This window comes from Paenibacillus sp. FSL W7-1088 (assembly GCF_037969855.1).
Taxonomy (GTDB): Bacteria; Bacillota; Bacilli; order Paenibacillales; family Paenibacillaceae; genus Paenibacillus.
In genome coordinates, this window is the sequence record NZ_CP150216.1 from 7,203,883 (window position 1) to 7,222,084 (window position 18,202).

General features: G+C 46.8%; 20 protein-coding genes. 4 read left to right on the forward strand and 16 right to left on the reverse strand.

Going from position 1 to position 18,202, the window contains the following annotated elements; genetic code table 11:
* Positions 1-4: 4 nt before the first annotated feature.
* The 10 genes from MKY42_RS32390 to MKY42_RS32435 all read right to left on the reverse strand — a co-directional run bounded on the left by MKY42_RS32390 (position 5) and on the right by MKY42_RS32435 (position 9,368).
* Positions 5-1,444, reverse strand: a complete 1,440-nt coding sequence (locus MKY42_RS32390) for an SRPBCC family protein (protein WP_339853204.1) — start codon at positions 1,442-1,444, stop codon at positions 5-7.
* Between the two features lie 98 nt (positions 1,445-1,542).
* On the reverse strand, positions 1,543-2,976 hold the full coding sequence (locus MKY42_RS32395) for a DHA2 family efflux MFS transporter permease subunit (protein WP_339847751.1): 1,434 nt from the start codon (positions 2,974-2,976) through the stop codon (positions 1,543-1,545).
* 246 nt (positions 2,977-3,222) lie between these two features.
* Complete coding sequence (locus tag MKY42_RS32400) at positions 3,223-3,744, reverse strand: TetR/AcrR family transcriptional regulator (protein WP_090902724.1); 522 nt, start codon at positions 3,742-3,744, stop codon at positions 3,223-3,225.
* A gap of 493 nt (positions 3,745-4,237) precedes the next feature.
* Complete coding sequence (gene csaA, locus MKY42_RS32405; RefSeq protein ID WP_339847756.1) at positions 4,238-4,570, reverse strand: chaperone CsaA; 333 nt, start codon at positions 4,568-4,570, stop codon at positions 4,238-4,240.
* A 93-nt stretch (positions 4,571-4,663) separates the two neighbouring features.
* A complete protein-coding gene (locus MKY42_RS32410; RefSeq protein ID WP_013312741.1) occupies positions 4,664-4,987 on the reverse strand; it encodes a putative quinol monooxygenase in 324 nt (107 codons plus the stop codon).
* 73 nt (positions 4,988-5,060) lie between these two features.
* Positions 5,061-6,119 (reverse strand): FAD-dependent monooxygenase, encoded by a 1,059-nt coding sequence (locus MKY42_RS32415; RefSeq protein ID WP_179262304.1) that lies wholly within the window; start codon positions 6,117-6,119, stop codon positions 5,061-5,063.
* Between the two features lie 52 nt (positions 6,120-6,171).
* Positions 6,172-7,023: an SDR family oxidoreductase gene (locus tag MKY42_RS32420; protein ID WP_090902718.1), complete on the reverse strand. Its 852-nt coding sequence runs from the start codon at positions 7,021-7,023 to the stop codon at positions 6,172-6,174.
* Positions 7,024-7,359: 336 nt separating this feature from the next.
* Entirely contained in the window at positions 7,360-7,935 is a 576-nt protein-coding gene (locus MKY42_RS32425) for a TetR/AcrR family transcriptional regulator (RefSeq protein WP_339847763.1), read from the reverse strand.
* A 162-nt stretch (positions 7,936-8,097) separates the two neighbouring features.
* Entirely contained in the window at positions 8,098-8,922 is an 825-nt protein-coding gene (locus tag MKY42_RS32430) for an NAD(P)-dependent oxidoreductase (RefSeq protein WP_339847765.1), read from the reverse strand.
* A gap of 59 nt (positions 8,923-8,981) precedes the next feature.
* Positions 8,982-9,368 (reverse strand): MerR family transcriptional regulator, encoded by a 387-nt coding sequence (locus tag MKY42_RS32435; RefSeq protein ID WP_062327780.1) that lies wholly within the window; start codon positions 9,366-9,368, stop codon positions 8,982-8,984.
* A gap of 270 nt (positions 9,369-9,638) precedes the next feature.
* On the opposite strand from MKY42_RS32435, the gene MKY42_RS32440 reads away from it, so the two are divergent.
* Positions 9,639-10,139 (forward strand): VOC family protein, encoded by a 501-nt coding sequence (locus MKY42_RS32440; RefSeq protein WP_339847770.1) that lies wholly within the window; start codon positions 9,639-9,641, stop codon positions 10,137-10,139.
* 270 nt (positions 10,140-10,409) lie between these two features.
* Here the strand turns inward: MKY42_RS32440 and MKY42_RS32445 are convergent, their stop codons facing one another.
* Positions 10,410-11,261, reverse strand: a complete 852-nt coding sequence (locus tag MKY42_RS32445) for a hypothetical protein (protein WP_339847773.1) — start codon at positions 11,259-11,261, stop codon at positions 10,410-10,412.
* Positions 11,262-11,701: 440 nt separating this feature from the next.
* On the opposite strand from MKY42_RS32445, the gene MKY42_RS32450 reads away from it, so the two are divergent.
* Positions 11,702-12,259 carry a recombinase family protein gene (locus tag MKY42_RS32450; protein ID WP_179262294.1) on the forward strand — a complete coding sequence of 186 codons (558 nt, stop codon included), beginning with the start codon at positions 11,702-11,704 and terminating at the stop codon, positions 12,257-12,259.
* Positions 12,260-12,527: 268 nt separating this feature from the next.
* On the opposite strand, the gene MKY42_RS32455 is transcribed toward MKY42_RS32450, so the two are convergent.
* Positions 12,528-13,355: a hypothetical protein gene (locus tag MKY42_RS32455; RefSeq protein ID WP_179262292.1), complete on the reverse strand. Its 828-nt coding sequence runs from the start codon at positions 13,353-13,355 to the stop codon at positions 12,528-12,530.
* Between the two features lie 127 nt (positions 13,356-13,482).
* A complete protein-coding gene (locus tag MKY42_RS32460) occupies positions 13,483-13,764 on the reverse strand; it encodes a hypothetical protein (protein ID WP_179262290.1) in 282 nt (93 codons plus the stop codon).
* Between the two features lie 140 nt (positions 13,765-13,904).
* Between MKY42_RS32460 and MKY42_RS32465 the strand changes: the two genes are divergently transcribed.
* Positions 13,905-14,507: a helix-turn-helix transcriptional regulator gene (locus tag MKY42_RS32465; protein WP_179262287.1), complete on the forward strand. Its 603-nt coding sequence runs from the start codon at positions 13,905-13,907 to the stop codon at positions 14,505-14,507.
* Positions 14,504-16,057 carry a recombinase family protein gene (locus tag MKY42_RS32470; RefSeq protein WP_339847780.1) on the forward strand — a complete coding sequence of 518 codons (1,554 nt, stop codon included), beginning with the start codon at positions 14,504-14,506 and terminating at the stop codon, positions 16,055-16,057. The genes MKY42_RS32465 and MKY42_RS32470 overlap by 4 nt, the downstream gene beginning before the upstream one ends.
* On the opposite strand, the gene rlmH is transcribed toward MKY42_RS32470, so the two are convergent.
* From rlmH to MKY42_RS32485, 3 genes are all read right to left on the reverse strand, one after another.
* Complete coding sequence (gene rlmH / locus MKY42_RS32475) at positions 16,029-16,508, reverse strand: 23S rRNA (pseudouridine(1915)-N(3))-methyltransferase RlmH (RefSeq protein ID WP_053781980.1); 480 nt, start codon at positions 16,506-16,508, stop codon at positions 16,029-16,031. The two genes, MKY42_RS32470 and rlmH, sit on opposite strands and share 29 nt — an antisense overlap.
* A 671-nt stretch (positions 16,509-17,179) precedes the next feature.
* Positions 17,180-17,347: a CxxH/CxxC protein gene (locus MKY42_RS32480; protein WP_017691462.1), complete on the reverse strand. Its 168-nt coding sequence runs from the start codon at positions 17,345-17,347 to the stop codon at positions 17,180-17,182.
* A 329-nt stretch (positions 17,348-17,676) separates the two neighbouring features.
* Positions 17,677-18,180, reverse strand: a complete 504-nt coding sequence (locus MKY42_RS32485; RefSeq protein ID WP_339847784.1) for a hypothetical protein — start codon at positions 18,178-18,180, stop codon at positions 17,677-17,679.
* Positions 18,181-18,202: the final 22 nt, after the last annotated feature.

Consider the following 18,202-nt stretch of genomic DNA (forward strand, 5'->3'; position numbering starts at 1 on the left):
TCAATTACTTGTCTCCCGAAGTCAGCTGCAAGCTCTCGGCTGCCGTTTTGAGAGCGGCGAGCCAGGCGCTAAGCGAGGCCTCGAGTGCAGCGCTCATTCCGTCGGGGTCGGCGGCAACGGGCGGGCCGTCCCAAGACTCCGTGGTGTGCACGAGTACTCCTTTAGGCGTAGGGGTGATGCTCCATACATGGACGCCTTCGATACCGTGTGCCGGACCTCCCCATACGATACGATTCATGGGGTCAACCTCAAGGATGGTGGAGACGATCTGTAACCCATGAGTCTCCCACCGGAACGTGCTGCCAATCGCGATCGGTCCGGATAATCGCACTTGTGCGATGTCCTTCTGCCAAGTCGGCCACTGCTCGATGCCAGTCTGTATTCCCCATACGGTCTCCTGCGAGGCCTCGATCTCAATGGACAGGTCGACGATGACCTGGGCGTTCCGGTCAACATCGATTGCTCCCCCCCGTACAGACATTCCTTCCGTGTTCTCTGATCCCGTCACGCCGACTGCCTCTTTCGATTTTTTCATTTTCAACGACCTCATTTCGCTGGATTTGGAATTGAATGATTGTACTTTGTACTTCGCCAACATGCGTTTTACCGTTGATGCTATACCTTCTTGATAAGAAATCGATACGCCGCCATAACCTTTGCCATATGTTCCAAGAGCGTCCCAGCGCTTCTCGTAGCGATCCAACATTCCCTTGACCTTCGGCTCATACAACTGAAGCAGTCGCCGCTGCCACCCTCCGATTGGCTCGAACCGCGGTGCCGCTTGGACGACTGGGCTCGTGAAGTCAAAGAGCTCCGCTTGCGAGATCGGGCCTGTGCCGCGCAGATGCCAATCCCCCCCATATGCGGACTCCATCGAAGCCAATTCCAGAACATACCGGGCGGCATCGTCCACGTAAAGGTAGTCTCTTCTGACGGACGGATCGATGAGGAGCTTGACGGGTTTCCCTTGAACGATTTTGCGAAGCGCATAATGAATGAGCGTGTTGGAGACGGCGTCGCCGTACAACTCCGGGCTGAAGATTCGCATGGAAGTCGCGCCGGGAAGGTTCGGGTTCATCGGTTCCTCCTCATCGGCGGGAAGATATACCCCTTCGAGGGTAACCGTCTTGGCTCCGGTCGCCGCTGCGACGCTTCGAACGGCTTCCAGCATGCGCCGTACCTTCTCCGGGTTATCATCGTAGGTCAAGTAAACCCCGCAGAAAATCACGTCAACGCCTTCCGCGGCAGCCAGCAGCTTGCTCCGATTCCCGGCCTCTCCTCTCGCCGTTCGCAGAAGCGATGAGGATGAAAAGGCCTCCTTCAGCGCTTCCAGCTTCCTTTGCGATCCCGAATAGGCAACGACTTCGACATTAGCCCCGATTAATTGCTTAACAAGCGCCTTTCCCCACCCGCTGCCTGCTCTCACTACCATTGCTTTAAGCATTCTGATCACTCCTAGGTTAAGGTATCTAGAGATTCTAAATCATGTTGACTTGGTTCCTAGCCGATACGACTGCAATTAGCTTGTGATTGATTAGTCACTTACTTTGGAAGACGAGGTTTCCGCACAATCGCTAGAACCACTATCGCTCCGATAATCGAGAACGCGGCCGCCCCAAGGAACACCCAGGAGAATCCTCCGGTCAATGCTTGCGCTTCGGCTACGCCGCGGCCCATCAAGCGATCGATTCGACCCGACGCCGCCGTTGTCAGCACCGCAAGTCCAATGGCTCCGCCGATCTGTTGGCTCGTATTGACCAAGCCGCTGGCAAGCCCCGCTTCCCCATCCGCCACGCCGTGAACCGCAAGCTCCGTTCCGGAGATGAAGGCGCCTCCCAGTCCGACCCCGATCAAAATAGATGGCCCCAGCAGATTAGCTGCGAATGTAGCGTCGCTAGGCGAAAAGGATAGCCATATTAACCCTGCGGCTAACAGAAGCAGCGATGCCGCCAGAGTCTTGCTCGTACCGATTGCCTTGATCGCTGCAGGAACGACTCCGGCGATGGCGACCAGCGCTCCGGCGAGCGGGAGCTGGGTGAGGCCTGCTTTTAACGCATCATAATGAAGCACTTGCTGCATGTAAACCGAGAGCGCGAAGAACAATCCCGTCGTCGCTCCTCCGATGAGGAACATGGCTAGATTGCCGCCTGTAACCGACTTGTTGCGGAAGATGCCGAACGGCATAAGCGGGTTCGAAGCACGCTTCTCGAGGAAGAGAAACAATCCGAGCAGCACCACCGCCAAGCCTGCGAGAATCAGCGTCTGTGGAGCCGTCCAGCCGACCCGCTCTGTCCCGGAGAGCGCAGCTACGAGCGCTACGATGCCGGCTGTTACAGTAGCCGAGCCCGAGATATCCAGGCTAAGGCGTTCGCCTAACGAATCCTTGGCGATGAGGAAGGGAACAGCCACCAGAACCAATGCGGCTACAGGAACATTCACATAGAACACCGCGGACCAGCCAAGCGAAGCCGTCAGCACGCCTCCCAACAAGACGCCCGCCGCGCTGCCGATACCCGCAACCGCGCCCCAGATGCCGAGCGCCTTCGCCCGATCCTTCGGATCCGCGAACAGCTTCGTGACGAGAGCAAGCGCGGCCGGGGCCAGCAGAGCAGCCGATGCGCCTTGAATCGCTCTCGCCATGAGCAGCCAGGCTCCCGAGTTTGCCATTCCGGCTGCGGCCGAAGCAAGCGCGAATCCGGCGACTCCGGTCATGAACAACCTTCGATGTCCGAACCGATCTGACAGCCTTCCTCCGAAAAGCAACAGGCCCCCGAAGGGCAATACATAAGCCGTAATAACCCAGCTCAGAGTAGTTGTGCTGAGGTGAAGCTCTGATCCGAGAGAGGGAAGCGCGATATTGACGATGGATGCATCAAGCACGACCAGGAATTGCGCGAACGCCAGCGCGATCAGCGCCCACCATCGTAGTGAAACAGCGCGAGAATTCGCGATTGCCGATTGAACCATGGAACTCATAAGAATCCCCTCCTATTATTGATTAATCACTTACACTTTTTCAAAAAAATATTCGACCCGCCAAACCGCTTATCCGTATTTATTAGAGTCCCTTTACCCACTGTTGCTCGACTCGTGACCAACAGGTGGATCGTGCTTGATCCCTCGCTTTCTCTGGTAGTGATTGATCAATTACTAACTTGTTGATTTCACTATATCAGAATGTTAGTAATTGATCAATAACAAATTTAGAAAAAATTTCACCCCTCACCCTTTCATCAATTCAGGCAAGTTAATCGCGACGGCGACGTTGCACAGCATTCCGCGCGCGAGGAACAGCATCGTCCGCTCTTCGGGCTTCTCGATACCGGCTTCACGGAAAGCGGTCAGCACCATATCGCGAACACCCTTAAGCCCGTTGCGCATCGTGTCCTGGATTGCTTCCTCCCGAATGGTCTGTGCTTGCATCTGCAAGAACATTTCGTTTTGGTACATCGCCTGAATGTTCTCGTACTCTTGAATAAGCTTCGCTTCCAGCAATTCCAGCGAAGTCGTCTCCACCACCTGGCGGAACGATTCGATCACCCGAGACCAAGAGACCTCCAACGCGGCCAGCAGCAATTGCTCCTTGGTCGCGAAGAATCGGAATACGTAGGGCTGCGAGATGTTCGCCCGTTCCGCCACCTGCGCTGTCGTAGCTCGGTAATATCCGGCTTCCGCGAACACTTCGATCGCTGCGGATATAATGTCCGATTTGCGATTGACTGACGTTGCTTCGGATTTAGCCATCCTTTAATTCCTCCTGTCGATAGTGATTGATCAATAATAAATAAAGTATACAATGGCCGACGGATCGATGCAAATCGGTCTGCAACAGTCCCGTGAGTGCCGATCGGAATCATCCGTATCTCTACGGCACCGGGACAAGATCGATTATAGTATACATATGTAATATTATACAATACGATTTACAAACGTTGCTATTGGGCTAAACTGCCCTTTAGCTGAATGATTGTTACAAAGATACGACCGGATTTAGTGTACTGCGCTCCTGTCGTATCTTTGTTAACTACTAGTCAAACTCACCGTTAATTCCACCTTACGCTTTACCCACTACATGACTATTTATATAGATAGAAATAATGGGGCAATAAGTTCTCCAGCTATTGCTGTAGACTTACAAAAGCACTACTCTTCCCAAACTTTACAAAGGCCCCATACTCAGTTAAAAGATCGACTTTACAACTACCTACATCGCCCAATTTAGGTTACAGCCTTATTTTTACGCAATAGGAGTACCATTAGGTATTTCAGTATCCGGCTTCAATAGAATAACATCTCCTTTTTCCGGGACTCCTCCCAAAACTAATACCTCCGATTTGAATCCCGCAATGCGCCGAGGAGGAAAATTGACGATTCCTATAATTTGCTTCCCTACAATTCCCTCAACCTTGTAACGCTTAGTTATTTGTGCACTTGAGGATTTCATCCCGATCTCCGGTCCAAAATCAATCTTAAGCTTTATCGCAGGGATCTTTGCTTCTTCAAAAAACTCCGCTTCCTTAATCGTTCCGACACGAATATCCAATGCTGAGAAATCATCAATCGTTGCCAACGTTTTGCCTCCTCCACTAAAGTCTTTAACCGCTCACGAAAATATCTCTCACGCTTTCCGGCAGAACTTAATGAGTTCCGCTCGGTGTTGCATTTACTGCGCTGGGCGGAACGGCTGCAGGAGTCGAATCCCTTCCTCAATGGATCCCTCCATCAGTTCTAAGAGCTGGGGCACCAGTTCCTGCATCCGGGGGGCGCTCAGGTGCCGATCGAGGGCATCCCGGTTTTCCCAGCGCTCGTAGATGATGAATGTGCCAGGCTGGCCTTCTACCTCGTGAGCCTCGTAGTCAATGTTGCCCAGGTCGTTGCGCGACGGGGTGACAGCAGCAGTCATGAAGGCCTTCATCTCGGCTTCTCTCCCTGCCTTAGCTCTCGCCTCCCAGAGTACAGTAACGTAACGGTTCTTTGTATCGTTCATACTAATTCCTCCTAATTTATAAATACTTCGTATTTTTTGCTTTACCGTTTTCTCAAATGGGGGAATTCCCCGTTTATGCTTGAAAATCTTGACGAACCACATCTAAACGCCGTGTTTGGTATTCACCCAAAGCTTTGGTTATCGAATTCGGATACTGTTTAATGGAGTCCATGATGGCAACCGTATCATCAAGTGAATCATTAAAGCCTGCGCCAGTCATTGGTGACATGGTATGAGCTGCATCGCCGATTATGGCTATTCTTCCTTTTGACAATATATTAGGGATGTATTCATTAACAGGTGCCCCGATCAAACTGCGGTCCTTAATCGCGATTTGCAAAATTGCATCATCTTCTTTATTCCAATTGGCTTGGCTGGTTTGTGATAGTTCTTCTAGAAGGGAATCCGGAATATCTTCACCGTATAAGGAATGCTGGGCAATCCCGCCCTTTAATACACCTAGTTCAGACAGCAAATGATTATGCGAATGATCAAACCAGCAAAAGCCAATCCATCGCTGACCAGGCTTAGTTCCCCCTTCTATACCTGGCATCACCGCAGTTGTTAATGTACCAGCAGCACTATTTTTAAAATAAGCACTCGAAAGTTTCCGTTTTTTCCAGTCCTTCTTTGGCAGCAGTTCTTCGTCCACCTTCCCTACCCAAACCAGATAGCCAGCATAATCTGCAAATGGTTTGTCAGGGTTTAAATAGCGGCGGACTATACTGCGATATCCATCTGCACCAATCAAAAAGTCACCTTTAAACGTCTGCTCCTCTTCACTGGTAGCCCAAGCAGATGATTCATTTTGCCCAACACTAACAATTCGTGTATTATGCCGAAGGATAATACCCGGTTCTTTAGCAACCGCATTGCGCAAACGTTCTTGAATGGCTGACCAGGCTTCGACATTGTTGTTACCATTGGATGCCAAGTGTCTTAATTCTCGTTCAATTTCACTATTACTATAAGGCTTTGTTTGCAAACGAATAAAAGCACCATTTCTTAATGATGAATCTGCACGTTCAAGAATGGTAACTGTATAACCAGAACGAGATAACGCAAGCCCCATCATTAGACCACCTAAAGATCCACCTACAATGATGGCATGTTCAAACTTGTTTTGTGGCATATTTCATTCCCCCATTTTAGCTTTCTGTCCAAGAGAATTCCTGAAACTGCCGTTACTGCAGCTTCATCTGGCTGCGGAGCATCCGGTCGAGGAGTTTGTCTGGGAGAATGCGGACCAGTCGGGTCAGCAGTGCCGAATCGCGACCGACCGTATAGCGGGTTCGTGGCTTTCTTGCGTGGATTGCGCGTGAAATCACTGCTGCCACTTTCTCAGGGCGGATACCGTCCGTTGCCCACGTTTCAGCCTGAGCCTTCACGGCGTCAAAAAGACGATCATGGCGTCGATGCTGGTCCGGCGTCATCAACTTGGCCAGCCGCTCCGCTGTCGTAATCCCGTGCTCCGACAAGCCAGTGCTTACGCCACCCGGGGTGATCATGATTACCTTGAGGCCAAACGAGGACATCTCCCTGCGGAGACTGTCATTGATCGCTTCCATAGCATACTTTGCTGCCGAATATATCCCGAAACCAGGCATGGAGACCTTGCCGCCAACTGAACCAATATTAACTACGCGCCCGCCGCTGTTCAGCAAGGCCGGGGTGAGCGCCTGAATAACCGCGACCTGTCCGATCACGCTGACTTCGATCTGGCGGCGAAATTCATCGAGCGGAACCATCTCAAGAGGTGCATTAACGGCGATGCCGGCATTGTTGACCACTGCCCGCAAAGGGCGACCAAGCGGATCTTGCTCCACCCGTTCGGCCAGTGCCTTTAGTGTGTCGATGTTGGTAACATCGACGATCACCGGCTCGATATTTTTGCGTCTGATTTTGTCAGCGTCTTCCTGACGACGAACCCCGGCCAAAACGTGAAATCCTTCATCGGCGAGCTGCTCGGCGGTAGCCCTGCCGATACCGCTGGACGTACCTGTGACCACGACCAGTTCTTGAGTTTTGAATGACATAGTATCCCTCCTAGGTTTGATAAGATATGGATCACGTTATAGCACCGCTATACAGGTATTATAGCACCGCTATACAAAGTTGTATATAGCGGTGCTATATATTTTCTAAATTGTTGCCCTGCGGCCTGAACATCGTTTTAGCGGGCGGTGCGTGATGCACTCGGCGTACTACATTTCACTTATCACACAACACAAATCCGAGCGAACTAAAGCTCGCATCCTCCAAACATAAAAAGATCGCCATCCTCTGGAGGTCCAGTTGGATAGGCGATCTTTATTATGCGTCTTCTAAATTGGGGCTTTGCCTGGAGTCTCCAGGCTCTGTCATCGAATCCCTCATTTTAAATCGGCGTCCGGCCTTTGGATCAAAATGATCTGCATTACGCTTTCCCGAATGAGATCAACGACGTCGGGTTGGGGTGGGGGTGCCTTACGGATCTGGGCCGTCACATAGAGCCAAGAGGCCGTATTGGCGGAAGCCCAGACCAGATCTGCCGCAGCCTGAGCTGACACAGCCAGTTTACCTTCGGCGGCGACTCTCTGAATATTTTGCACCAGTGTTTGGTACGAATGATCTGCCGCCTCGATATGGGCGCCCTCCAGCAACCGCCCCATCATCGCTGCATAAATCCGAGGACGGGCTGCCGCGAAGCGGACATAGTCATCCCATCCTTGACGAAGAGCCATCTCTGGAATGGTGGACTCCACTGCGGCAATCTTGCTTTCAAATAACTGTTTGAATGCTTCCACTATAGCTGCACTTAGAAGTCCATCGGCATTGCCGAAATGGTGGTAGAGCGTAGGAGCCGTAACCTGCGCGATCGCAGTTACGGCTCGCGTCGAGAAATGAGCTCCGCCCTCCTCTTCGAGTACCTGAAGAGCAGCTGCCAATATTTTGTCATATGTGTTCATACGTCCATTATAGCAGTGCTATATTCATATGTCCATGATGAAGGTTGTACGCCTGTGACATTATCCCTGTAGCCAAAAAAGGTACTGAGCATTTTTCTTTCAGATTAACTTCCTCATTGTTTTGTTCATTGGCTGAGAGTACGAATAACATCGACCGCAGCCTTAGGGTCTGCTCCGATCTCCGTTCTCTAGCATATCAAACAGCAGGCTGGCAAGCGGAGCCGGGAATTGTGCGCTTTGCGCCGCCGACAGAAAGAGACCGACATCCTTCTGCGGAATTTTGCTTTCGTATACGGATGCTGACTTTTCGGCAATCATTTTGCCGTAGCTTTGATAGATTGGGGCGGTAAACAGTGTGCTCGTAAGCATATTAACCGCCGCAGTGGGATCAACACCGCTGCGCTCAGCTATTCCTAGTGCTTCTTCCATTGAGCGTGCGGCGGAGACAATAAGGAAGTTACCGATCAGTTTGATGATTACAGCCGAACCGGCTTCCTCGCCAAAGTCAAAAATCCCCTTAGCTCCCATCGCATCCAGCATCGGCCGGATCCGCTCCTTTGCTTCCTTGGGACCCGCTATTGGAATCCACAATTGCCTGGCAGCGGCTGCTTCCGGCCGTCCAAAGATAGGCGCCTCAACATAGAAGGAGCCATGCCGCGCGTGCAGATCCGCCAGCTTCCTGCCCGTATCCGGCGACACCGTACTCATTGATACATGAATACCGCCTATGCCCAGGCGTTCTAGGAAATCTTCGCTTTTGACGACGTCTTCCAATGCTTCATCGTCCCAAACCAAGGTGACGACGATGCCGCCGGTTGTCATGGTGTCAGCTGGACGGACCGCCTGCAGCGCACCTTGGGCCACGAGCGGCTCCGCTTTTTCTGGGGTGCGGTTGTATACGGTCAATGCATATCCTGCTTGGAGCAGATTGGAAGCGACTGGAACACCGAGCAGTCCGAGTCCGATAAATCCAATGTTTTCTCTCATGAATTTAACCTCCTTAAATGCTAAACATTACGTTAACGTCATGTTTAGAGCAAAAAAAATTAATCGCTATCATTGGCCTCGAGCCATCGCTCGAAACGTTCTATATGTGACTGCAAATCGCTGCGGAACTGCCCGAGCGCTTCAAGCCTTTGATCCGTGTCGTCCAGATGTTGGCGCAGTATGCCGAGGACTTTCCGCTTCGGCAGCACCCCGCTCGTATCCGTAAAGTAAAGCTCAATTACGTCCCGAATTTCCTCCAAACTTAGGCCAAGCTTCTTCAACTGATCAATCTTACGCAGACGAGCAACCGTTTCTTCCGTATAGTAATGATGACCATTGCCTTCGCGCTCGCCTGAAGGAAGCAATCCGATGCTCTCGTAATAGCGAACCGTGCGCTGGGTTACCCCTGCTCGTTCTGTCAAATCTCCAATGCGCATGCGGTTCATGATGAACACTCCTTTCAAGACATAATATGACGTTAACGTCATGTTTGCATGATAGCATTTGAAATGGAAAATGTAAATTCACCTAAACTTGCCCTTATTTATGATAAGGTTCACCCCCATTACTCGAATGGGTTGCATGAAAAGCATAATAATGGAGATTCATCAGTCGATCTCATCCTATTACTCCTCTTTCTTTAAGAATATGACATAATGTTGTCAAGTTACCCATGGTACAATCCAATCGAATTCAATCATTGGAGGTTGAGCCGAATGAGCGAGAACCAAATGTCGCAAACTGAGAACCGTACCATTACCCCTTGGATCACTACAAAAAGCACAGAAAAATTGATTGCCTTTTTAGTTTCCGCATTTAATGCACAGGAACTTGGCCGGGTATACAATGCTGACGGAAGTATAGGGCATGCAGAGGTACGCATCGGCGATTCAAAAATTCTAATGTTCGATTCTCCTGCCGAATGGCCGTCGTTTCCTTGCTTTATTCGTCTGTACGTAGATGATAGCGATGAATTTTATGATCAGGCCATAAAAGCCGGCGCTACATCCATGACGAAAGTGATAACCCAGGCATGGGGGGAGCGGGGGGGAAGAGTGGTTGATCCATTTGGAAACATATGGTGGATAACATCTAAAATAGAGGACGTTAGTCCTGAAGAAATGGTGGAGCGTTCAAAACAGCAAAAGTATATCGATGCTTTGGAATATGCACATAAGAGCTTTAATCCATTATTGAAGGATGTGAAAACTAGCTAAGTTATTTAGCGCGACGCCAATAAGAGTATGCCACTGTACTGTTTTTACATTATGAGCAGAAAGCTAAAGCTGAACCTTCAGAAAGAGGATTTTTGCAGCCATTTTTCGCCGTCACTTATGATACGGTTCACCGTAATGTATCTAAGCACAAAGGTCGGTTTGACCACAAGGTATACATCTGTATATAAAGGACAAAACCACTCTGGCATTGGAGTGGTTTCTTAATTAAATAGGACTTTCTCTATGTGTTACGCCATCCCTTGATACTGACTATTCTCCTTTTTTTAGAGCGTCGACTAAATCAAAAGAGCATATGGAGTATCCCCATTTTTTCTCAATAGATTCTATTGCAACTTTTGTTCTCCACAATCCATTTAGTGTTTCAGCCGATTCGTATGTAGTAGTGCAGTCCCGAACTATATTAGTCATATAGCCATAGCTATTCATATTCACGATACCATAATCGCTATGCTGGACACATTCGTCGGTTTCAAACCCCATATAAAATAGAACTCGAATTTGCTTTTTCTGAAGCAATCGATGAAATTGTTGGTGAGAATACACAAGTATGTCCCCTTCTTGTGGTTCCATTGTCTTAGGAATTGAAATCTGCTCATAGGCATCACCCTGTATTTCCATCCATTTGCTATTGAATACATCGTCAATGTGCTTGCCTTTCCATGAATCTACCCACTCAATTGAAGGATAATTTCCCTTGTGGCTTGTGCTAGAAGTTGAATATTGGTTAGATGTTATCCTTTCGTCTGGAATTGTTGAACTATGCCACTGAGGGTATATTTCAAGAAACGGTTTATGGTTACAATGAAATATTTGAACACCTATCTTTCTTAATTCATCAACTGTTGGTTTAATTGCGTTTATGGTGATTTCACGTTTTCTTCTTGCATGAGATACTCCACGCTCTAGACTTAATTCATATCCCAATGAATCAACAACTGGACTATTTTCCCATCCAAAATTCCAAACATCTATTAGTGCTACACCAATTTCTGTAACATCAAAGGTGAATGGAGTTTTTCTACGTACAAAACTCGCTTCAGTATATGGAATACCATCAACAGGGCTTCTGGGGGTATACTCCAATTCAATATTAAATTTCATATAAACTACCCTCGATTCTAAAAATAGTTCATTCACCGTCATACTGCTTCTCTTAATTATACCACATGTTGGTAATTGCAAACTCTCGTATCGGTTCGAATTAGACTCATAGTCGGTCGATTGATGTGCCTACAACATATTTGAAAACAACAAACACAAAAATGATGTTAACTATCCCCCCACCCTTCAATAGGTCGCCAGACCGTTCAGCATCCTTTCTGACGTGTTTAGAGGTTGCTTCCATACCAGTTTAAGGGCAATCGTTAGAACTCATCACAAGCCCACTTTCGCCCTTACGGCTTATGTCAAAAACTATACGAATTGACAAGGTTCTATTACCCTTCAAAACTTAATGTCAAAATGTCTATTGTGACTATTGAAACATTTCATAATCGTTGATATACTTTATGACATAGAACGGTGCATAGGAGATGAACAAGATGAACGTTGCTTATGTCAGAGTATCAACCGCTGAACAAAATGAAGAACGGCAATTGAAAGCATTAGAGCAACACCAAATCGGTAAATGGTTCACTGAGAAGATCAGTGGTAAAGACCGCAACAGACCTCAACTACAAGCCCTATTAGACTTCGTAAGAGAAGGCGACACAATTTACATAGAATCAATCTCACGGCTTGCTAGAAGCACCTATGACTTCCTGAGCATTGTTAAAGAGTGCGAAGCAAAGGGAGTACAGCTTGTTAGCTTAAAGGAGAGTATTGATACAGGCACTCCACAAGGGAAGTTTATGCTGACCGTCTTCGGTGCTTTGTATGAACTTGAAAGGGATAATATCAAGCAACGACAAGCCGAAGGTATTGAAGTTGCCTTGAACAAGGGAGTGAAGTTTGGAAGACCCAAACAAGCGATTACACCTGTCTTTGAGAAGGTATATAAAGAATGGAAGGCAGAACAAATCACTGCGACAGAAGCCATGAGAAGACTTGACATGAAGCCAAATACTTTCTATCGTCGTGTCAAGGAATATGAACAATAAACCTATGTCTATCGCAATCTAACGAGCAAATGTTACTTATACTCGTGTACACTCACGATTACCTGTACTATCTCCCAAATACTTATTTTCAGTCTCATGCTATTTCTTTGACGATAAACAACTTTATATTGCTCGGTTTTCGGCTACATATCCTTATCGTATCGTAAAAAAATAACATCAGTCGGTCGAAAGATGTGTCATTTTCAATCTCAGACCAATTCACGGATACAAAAAAGAATCCTACTTCGTGTAGAAGCAGGATTCTGGGTTATGCTGTCATATTCATTTGCACTCTATGAGACATGAAGAGATCGAACAAATTTACGGATTGTTCTTTTGCTTTCTCTCTGATTCTTCGTTTAACTGAATCCCCACCGTATGCCGACCAATCCATTCTTGTATTACGTCTTAATGCCCGAAATGCCTTCCTATCCTGTTCCTTCAAACATCGTGATAGCTTCGCTGCATTTTCAACAAAGATGAATTTGTCTAAGTGCTTTCTCAACCATTCAAGGTTATTCGCACTTACTGACAAATTGTTCAGCTTAGGACGAATACGGATTTCTAGCCTTGTTAGATGTTCTTCTGGTATTTCTATATTCTTTTTCTGTTTTAGCTGTAACTTCTTATCGTATATTACTGCTCGGTTTTCACTTCTAATACCGTAAAGATAGTAGTTCTGATTACCGATAACCTCATCCTTTTTCACGTTTGCATTTTTCCAAATGAAATGCTGGCTTATCGGAGTTGACCAATCATAGGCAATGTCCATTCGCTTTACTCGCCAATCTCCAATATTGAAGATCAATTCAAGAATTGCTGGTTTTGACTGTATCGCTTCTTGTTGGAGTATAACTAGTATGTCATAGTGCGACTTTGTCCATAGTCCTGTCCTCACCCTCGGCTCAAAGAATACCATGAAGAATGGTTCTTTCGAATGGATGATGTGCTTATACACGGCATTCCCCTTCCAGTAAACCTTAAAGCCCTCACCGAAATCTTTACCAAAATCAATTAGATCATACAATTCGTCCTTCTGATCGTTAGTCAGCTTCGCCACTAGATGAAGCGTGTCGATCTGTATACTCTTCAACATAATTATTCCCCCTTGTCAAAATCTTGATCTACAAACGATATATAATTCTTTCATTACATCCGTATCTAACACACCATGTAGTGTGCTATTAATATAGAGGGTAGCATGACCAAATTTATGTCCACTGTCATGCTACCATTGCCATCTCTAACTCCCAATAGACTCTTCTGGCTTCTTCTTGCTCTGCGAAATAACTGTGGTATTCTGCTGGTGTTAATGATTCAAGAAATTCGGCAAATACCCTATCTTGTTCACTTATCCAATCCTCATCAACTGACCAACACTGCGTAAACACTGCTGGTGCAATGCCCCATTCATCATTAGCTTCGCCCGCTTCACTAGAAAGAAAGTCTAGTACAATACTCGACACCCTATCTATAAAAACATCAAGTCGGTTAATTGTGTTCATTCCGTCTGTTCCCTCCGTTACAAGTAAGTTTGTATTACTAAAGTAGCATGTGGTAGCATGAAAATCAAGTATTAAATTGCATGTATTGAAATTCATGCTACTATATGCTATCATTAAGAGTATCAAAGGGAGGAATGAACGTGAACGGTATTGATTTCGGACAAGAACTCAAAAGAATACGGACAACCGCAGGTATCTCCTCTAAGGTTCTGTCTTCGAAAGTTGGAAAAGCAGTAACGTACGTCTCACAACTTGAAAACGGAAAGATAAAGAATCCCGATTACAATACCTGTTACGCTCTGCTTAACGAACTTGGAGTCGACGAATCTAAAATTGAAGGTATTTTGGACTTCTTTGGATTCATCTCACCTGAACGAGAGAAAACAAATCTAGAGATGAATATAAAATTGATGGAGCAAGAGGAAGAGAAATGGGCTTCTGGATGGTATTCAAAGAGGTATGACGAAATCCATAAGAAACAATCCATCTTCGAAAACACCTTAACCAGCTTTATTCAGTTTGATCTATCCAGAGCAGAGAAGGTCATTGGTAACTTAGCTATGCTTACCGAAGAGGAAGAAGATTTCGAGTTCTTCTGTTCCTTGTTCGAAAATAATATCGCTTCACTTGATTCCAAAAGCAAAAGGGAAGTATTACGTTGGGTAACTGAATACGTTCGAAACAAACAGAACGATGCGTTCTTTGCAGACGATGAGGTTGATACGGAGGATATGGAGCGATGAGGGTAGCATTGTATATACGTGTTTCGACAGAAGAGCAAGTTAAAGAAGGTTACTCAATTGATGCCCAAATCAATGTGCTAAAAAGTCATTTTGAGAATAAGGGCTATGAAATTGTAAATGTTTATAAGGATGATGGATACAGCGGTAAGAATATCGAGGATAGACCGAATCTAAAGATGCTTCTAGCCGATAGCGGAAACGGTCTGTTTGATATGGTGGCAGTATGGAGAATTAACCGAATGTCACGGAAGCAATTGGATTTTCTTCAGATCATTGATACGCTTGAAAAAAACTCAGTTGCTTTCTTCAGCCTTAGTGAAAACATCGATGCTTCTACCCCAGTAGGTAAGTTGATGTTACAAATATTAGGAAGCTTTGCTGAGTTAGAAAGAAATCAAATCATTGAGAACGTGAAAATGGGTATGAACGAACGTGCCGAACAAGGCAAATGGAATGGTGGTATTGTATTAGGCTACAAGTCAGTAAACAAACAGCTTATTATTGATGAAAAAGAAGCCACCCTTGTACGCTATATATTTGACCTTTACATCAATGGTAAGGGCTATAAAGCGATTGCTAACCAGTTGAACAAAGAGGGCTACAAAACCAAAAAGAACGCCTTCTTCGCCATCCCAACAATACGTACAATTATCATTAATCCTTTGTATGCGGGCTTCATTCGGTTTAATCAGGTTCAAAATTGGAACGAAAGGAGAAGAGCAGGTAAGAATGAAAACTATACTCTTGTCCAAGGTGAGCATGAACCTATAATCGATCTGGCTGTTTGGGAGAAAGCTAAATCAATGAATGAAATGAAATCTCACAAGCCTACAAAAACCTTTCACGGTCACTTCCCACTTACTACCCTATTGCGTTGTCCAATGTGCGGACAGGGAATGATCGGACATAGAACTAAAAACTCCACTGGTGAATACCTCCGTTATTATCAATGTGCGGCATTACGCTCTAAAGGCTCTGCTGTATGTAAGACCAATTTAGTAAGGGCAGATGAAGCTGAAGCCTTCGTCTTTAAGAGAATCGAGCAGATTACATCCAATCCCGATCTCTTAGAGAAAATTGTGGGGAATGTAAACGGGAAGGTCAGAACATTAAAACAACCCCTCCAAGATCAACTTGAATATATTCAGGAGCAACTTCTGAATATTGAGAGAAACATTAAGCGGTTAATTGATGTGATCGTAACTACAGACAATCCCCCTTCATCTGTAGTGGAGAAGTTGGGTACGTTGGAAGATGAAAAGAAAAAGCTGATTGAAACAAAGAAGGATACAGAGTATGAACTCAATAGACCAACCATAAAAGAGGTGTCTTTTGAACAGGTTCATCAAGTCTTAATGGGCTTCTCAATGGTAATAACGAAGGTTGAACCAGTGAAACAAAAAGACCTACTTCACTCCATCATCAACAAGATCACTGTTAACGTTGGAAACAATCCCGACGAAAGAAGCGTCAAGGACATTGAATTGTTCTTTGACGCTTCAATTAACAACGACTTTGTGCTTACTTATGGTACGGTTCATTCCGATTAATCTTCACTGCGCGATAAATCTGCTCCACCAGCACCAGCCTCATGAGCTGATGCGGCAGGGTCATGCGCCCGAAGCTCAAGCGCTGCTTCGCGCGGCGCAGCACCTCATCGGAGAGCCCATGGCTTCCTCCGATGACAAACACGACATGGCTCGTCCCATACGTGCCGAGCTTGTCGATCTCCATAGCCAGCTCCTCGGAACTCCAGAGCTGGCCGTCCAATGCGAGCGCGACGACATGCGCCTCGCTCTTCACATGCGCGAGGATGCGTTCACCCTCGCGCTCCTTCACCGCCCGCACCTCAGCTTCGCTCAGGGTGTCGGGCGCTTTTTCGTCTGCGACCTCGATCATCTGAAATTTGATGTACGGGGCGAGGCGCTTGGCATATTCCTGAATGCCCAGCGTCAAATATTTTTCCTTCAGTTTGCCTACGCCAATAATCTGAATCAACATGAAGATTCATTCCTCCTAAATTATCTTTTTTTCGCAATAATCTATAAGTAGATGCTTCACAGCATCATTCGTTCCAACTGTGTTACCTTTACTACATATCTCTCCAATTCTAACGAACCCCACACACCTTACTCAGCCTCATTTCGGCTCCTTTAAAATCTAACGAATCTGAAACACGCTATCCCATTCAAAACGAGCTCTTCCCACCTGTCTCGAGGCCTTTTCAGTAATGTAACGTGTCTACGATTCGTTAGATTTTAACCAGACGGTATTTGCCACGAATAAGAAGTATCAGGTTCATTAGAGCTACTAGGCTCGTCTACATCCACGTCCCTACCCACATCAAGGTTACCCAACGTCACTTTCTCCCATGCCCAGGCTTCGATTACCTGCACCTTGCACCGTTGTTACAACCTAGCTGGCTCCCATCTCGGAACTTGGCACCTACCTAACTTTAACTCCTACTCTCGCCTAATTCCACATTAGCCCCTACGATCCAAGCCCAACTCCACGCTGCCTACCAACCCCACCACTCCCCAACAAACACAAAAAGAGCGCTCATCACGCTCTCCTTGGCTTCTTGCTGTGATGTTCATACCGGATGGAAAGTGATTTCTAGCTCGAAGCGCCACCTAAAGTCACACCTCCAGCCATCCATTTCCTACAGTACGCTAAACGACAAGGAATTCTGCGTGCTGTTCGCACTCGGCGCACTTCGCAGGCGGGTCCCAATCGGCAAATTCCGTCTCCTTCAGATCAACGATATCCGGAGCGTCCTCATACTCATCAACAAACATGTCAATGGCGATGTCCACGTGTTCTTTGCATACAACGTACATCCGTTCAAGCATCCTTTCTGTATCCAGCTATGCTCCCGATTCACAACCGCTTATCCATACAGGATAGCCACTTCTCTGTTCTATCACACCTGCCGCGGAAAAGAAACCCCTAGCCCCCATTTATCGTGTCCAACTTCCACCAGTCCTCTCATTTCAGCACAAACAAAACCAAAAAAGCGTCACTTCTCGACACCCGGTTGGCATCCCAAAGTAACACTTCTCCAAATTCCGAATCTATTCCATGCGGTCGTTACTATTCAGATTAACGGACACATGAAAGCAATCATCATATCTATTGTATTCGAATCCATACTCAATGAATATCGATCTTACTCCAGCCCCGACTGCGCCTTCGTCAGCAGCTTGCCGCCCTGGAATGCGATTACTGCATTGGCTCCCGAACCCCCGGTGCCTTTATAATTGTAGACCACCATATTTTCCGCTTCGCTCAATGCCTCGCCTTCACCGCCAAGGATATCGATAACTTCCTCTACCGCCATGCCAACCTCTAGCTTTTCATACTGGGCAAACGTAATCAGCACCCCATCGCCCTTTCCAGCCGATCCATTGTTCTCACCTCCAGGCTCATTCACCGCAATCACGGTGGAGCTCAGCTCCTCCAGCTTTTTCTCCAGATCCTCGATCTTTTTGTTCTGCTCACTATTCTTCTCGCTCTGGTCCGCAAGCTTCTTCTCCAGACCTGTAATCTTCTCCTGTAAACCACTAACATCAGCAGTCCCTGACGGGGACACCTCAGAAGTACATGCGGACAAAACAAACAGCGCAGATACCAGGCCTGTTCCCCCCAACATGGTTTTCGTCAAACGTTTCATTGAATTAACCCCTTCCACTCCA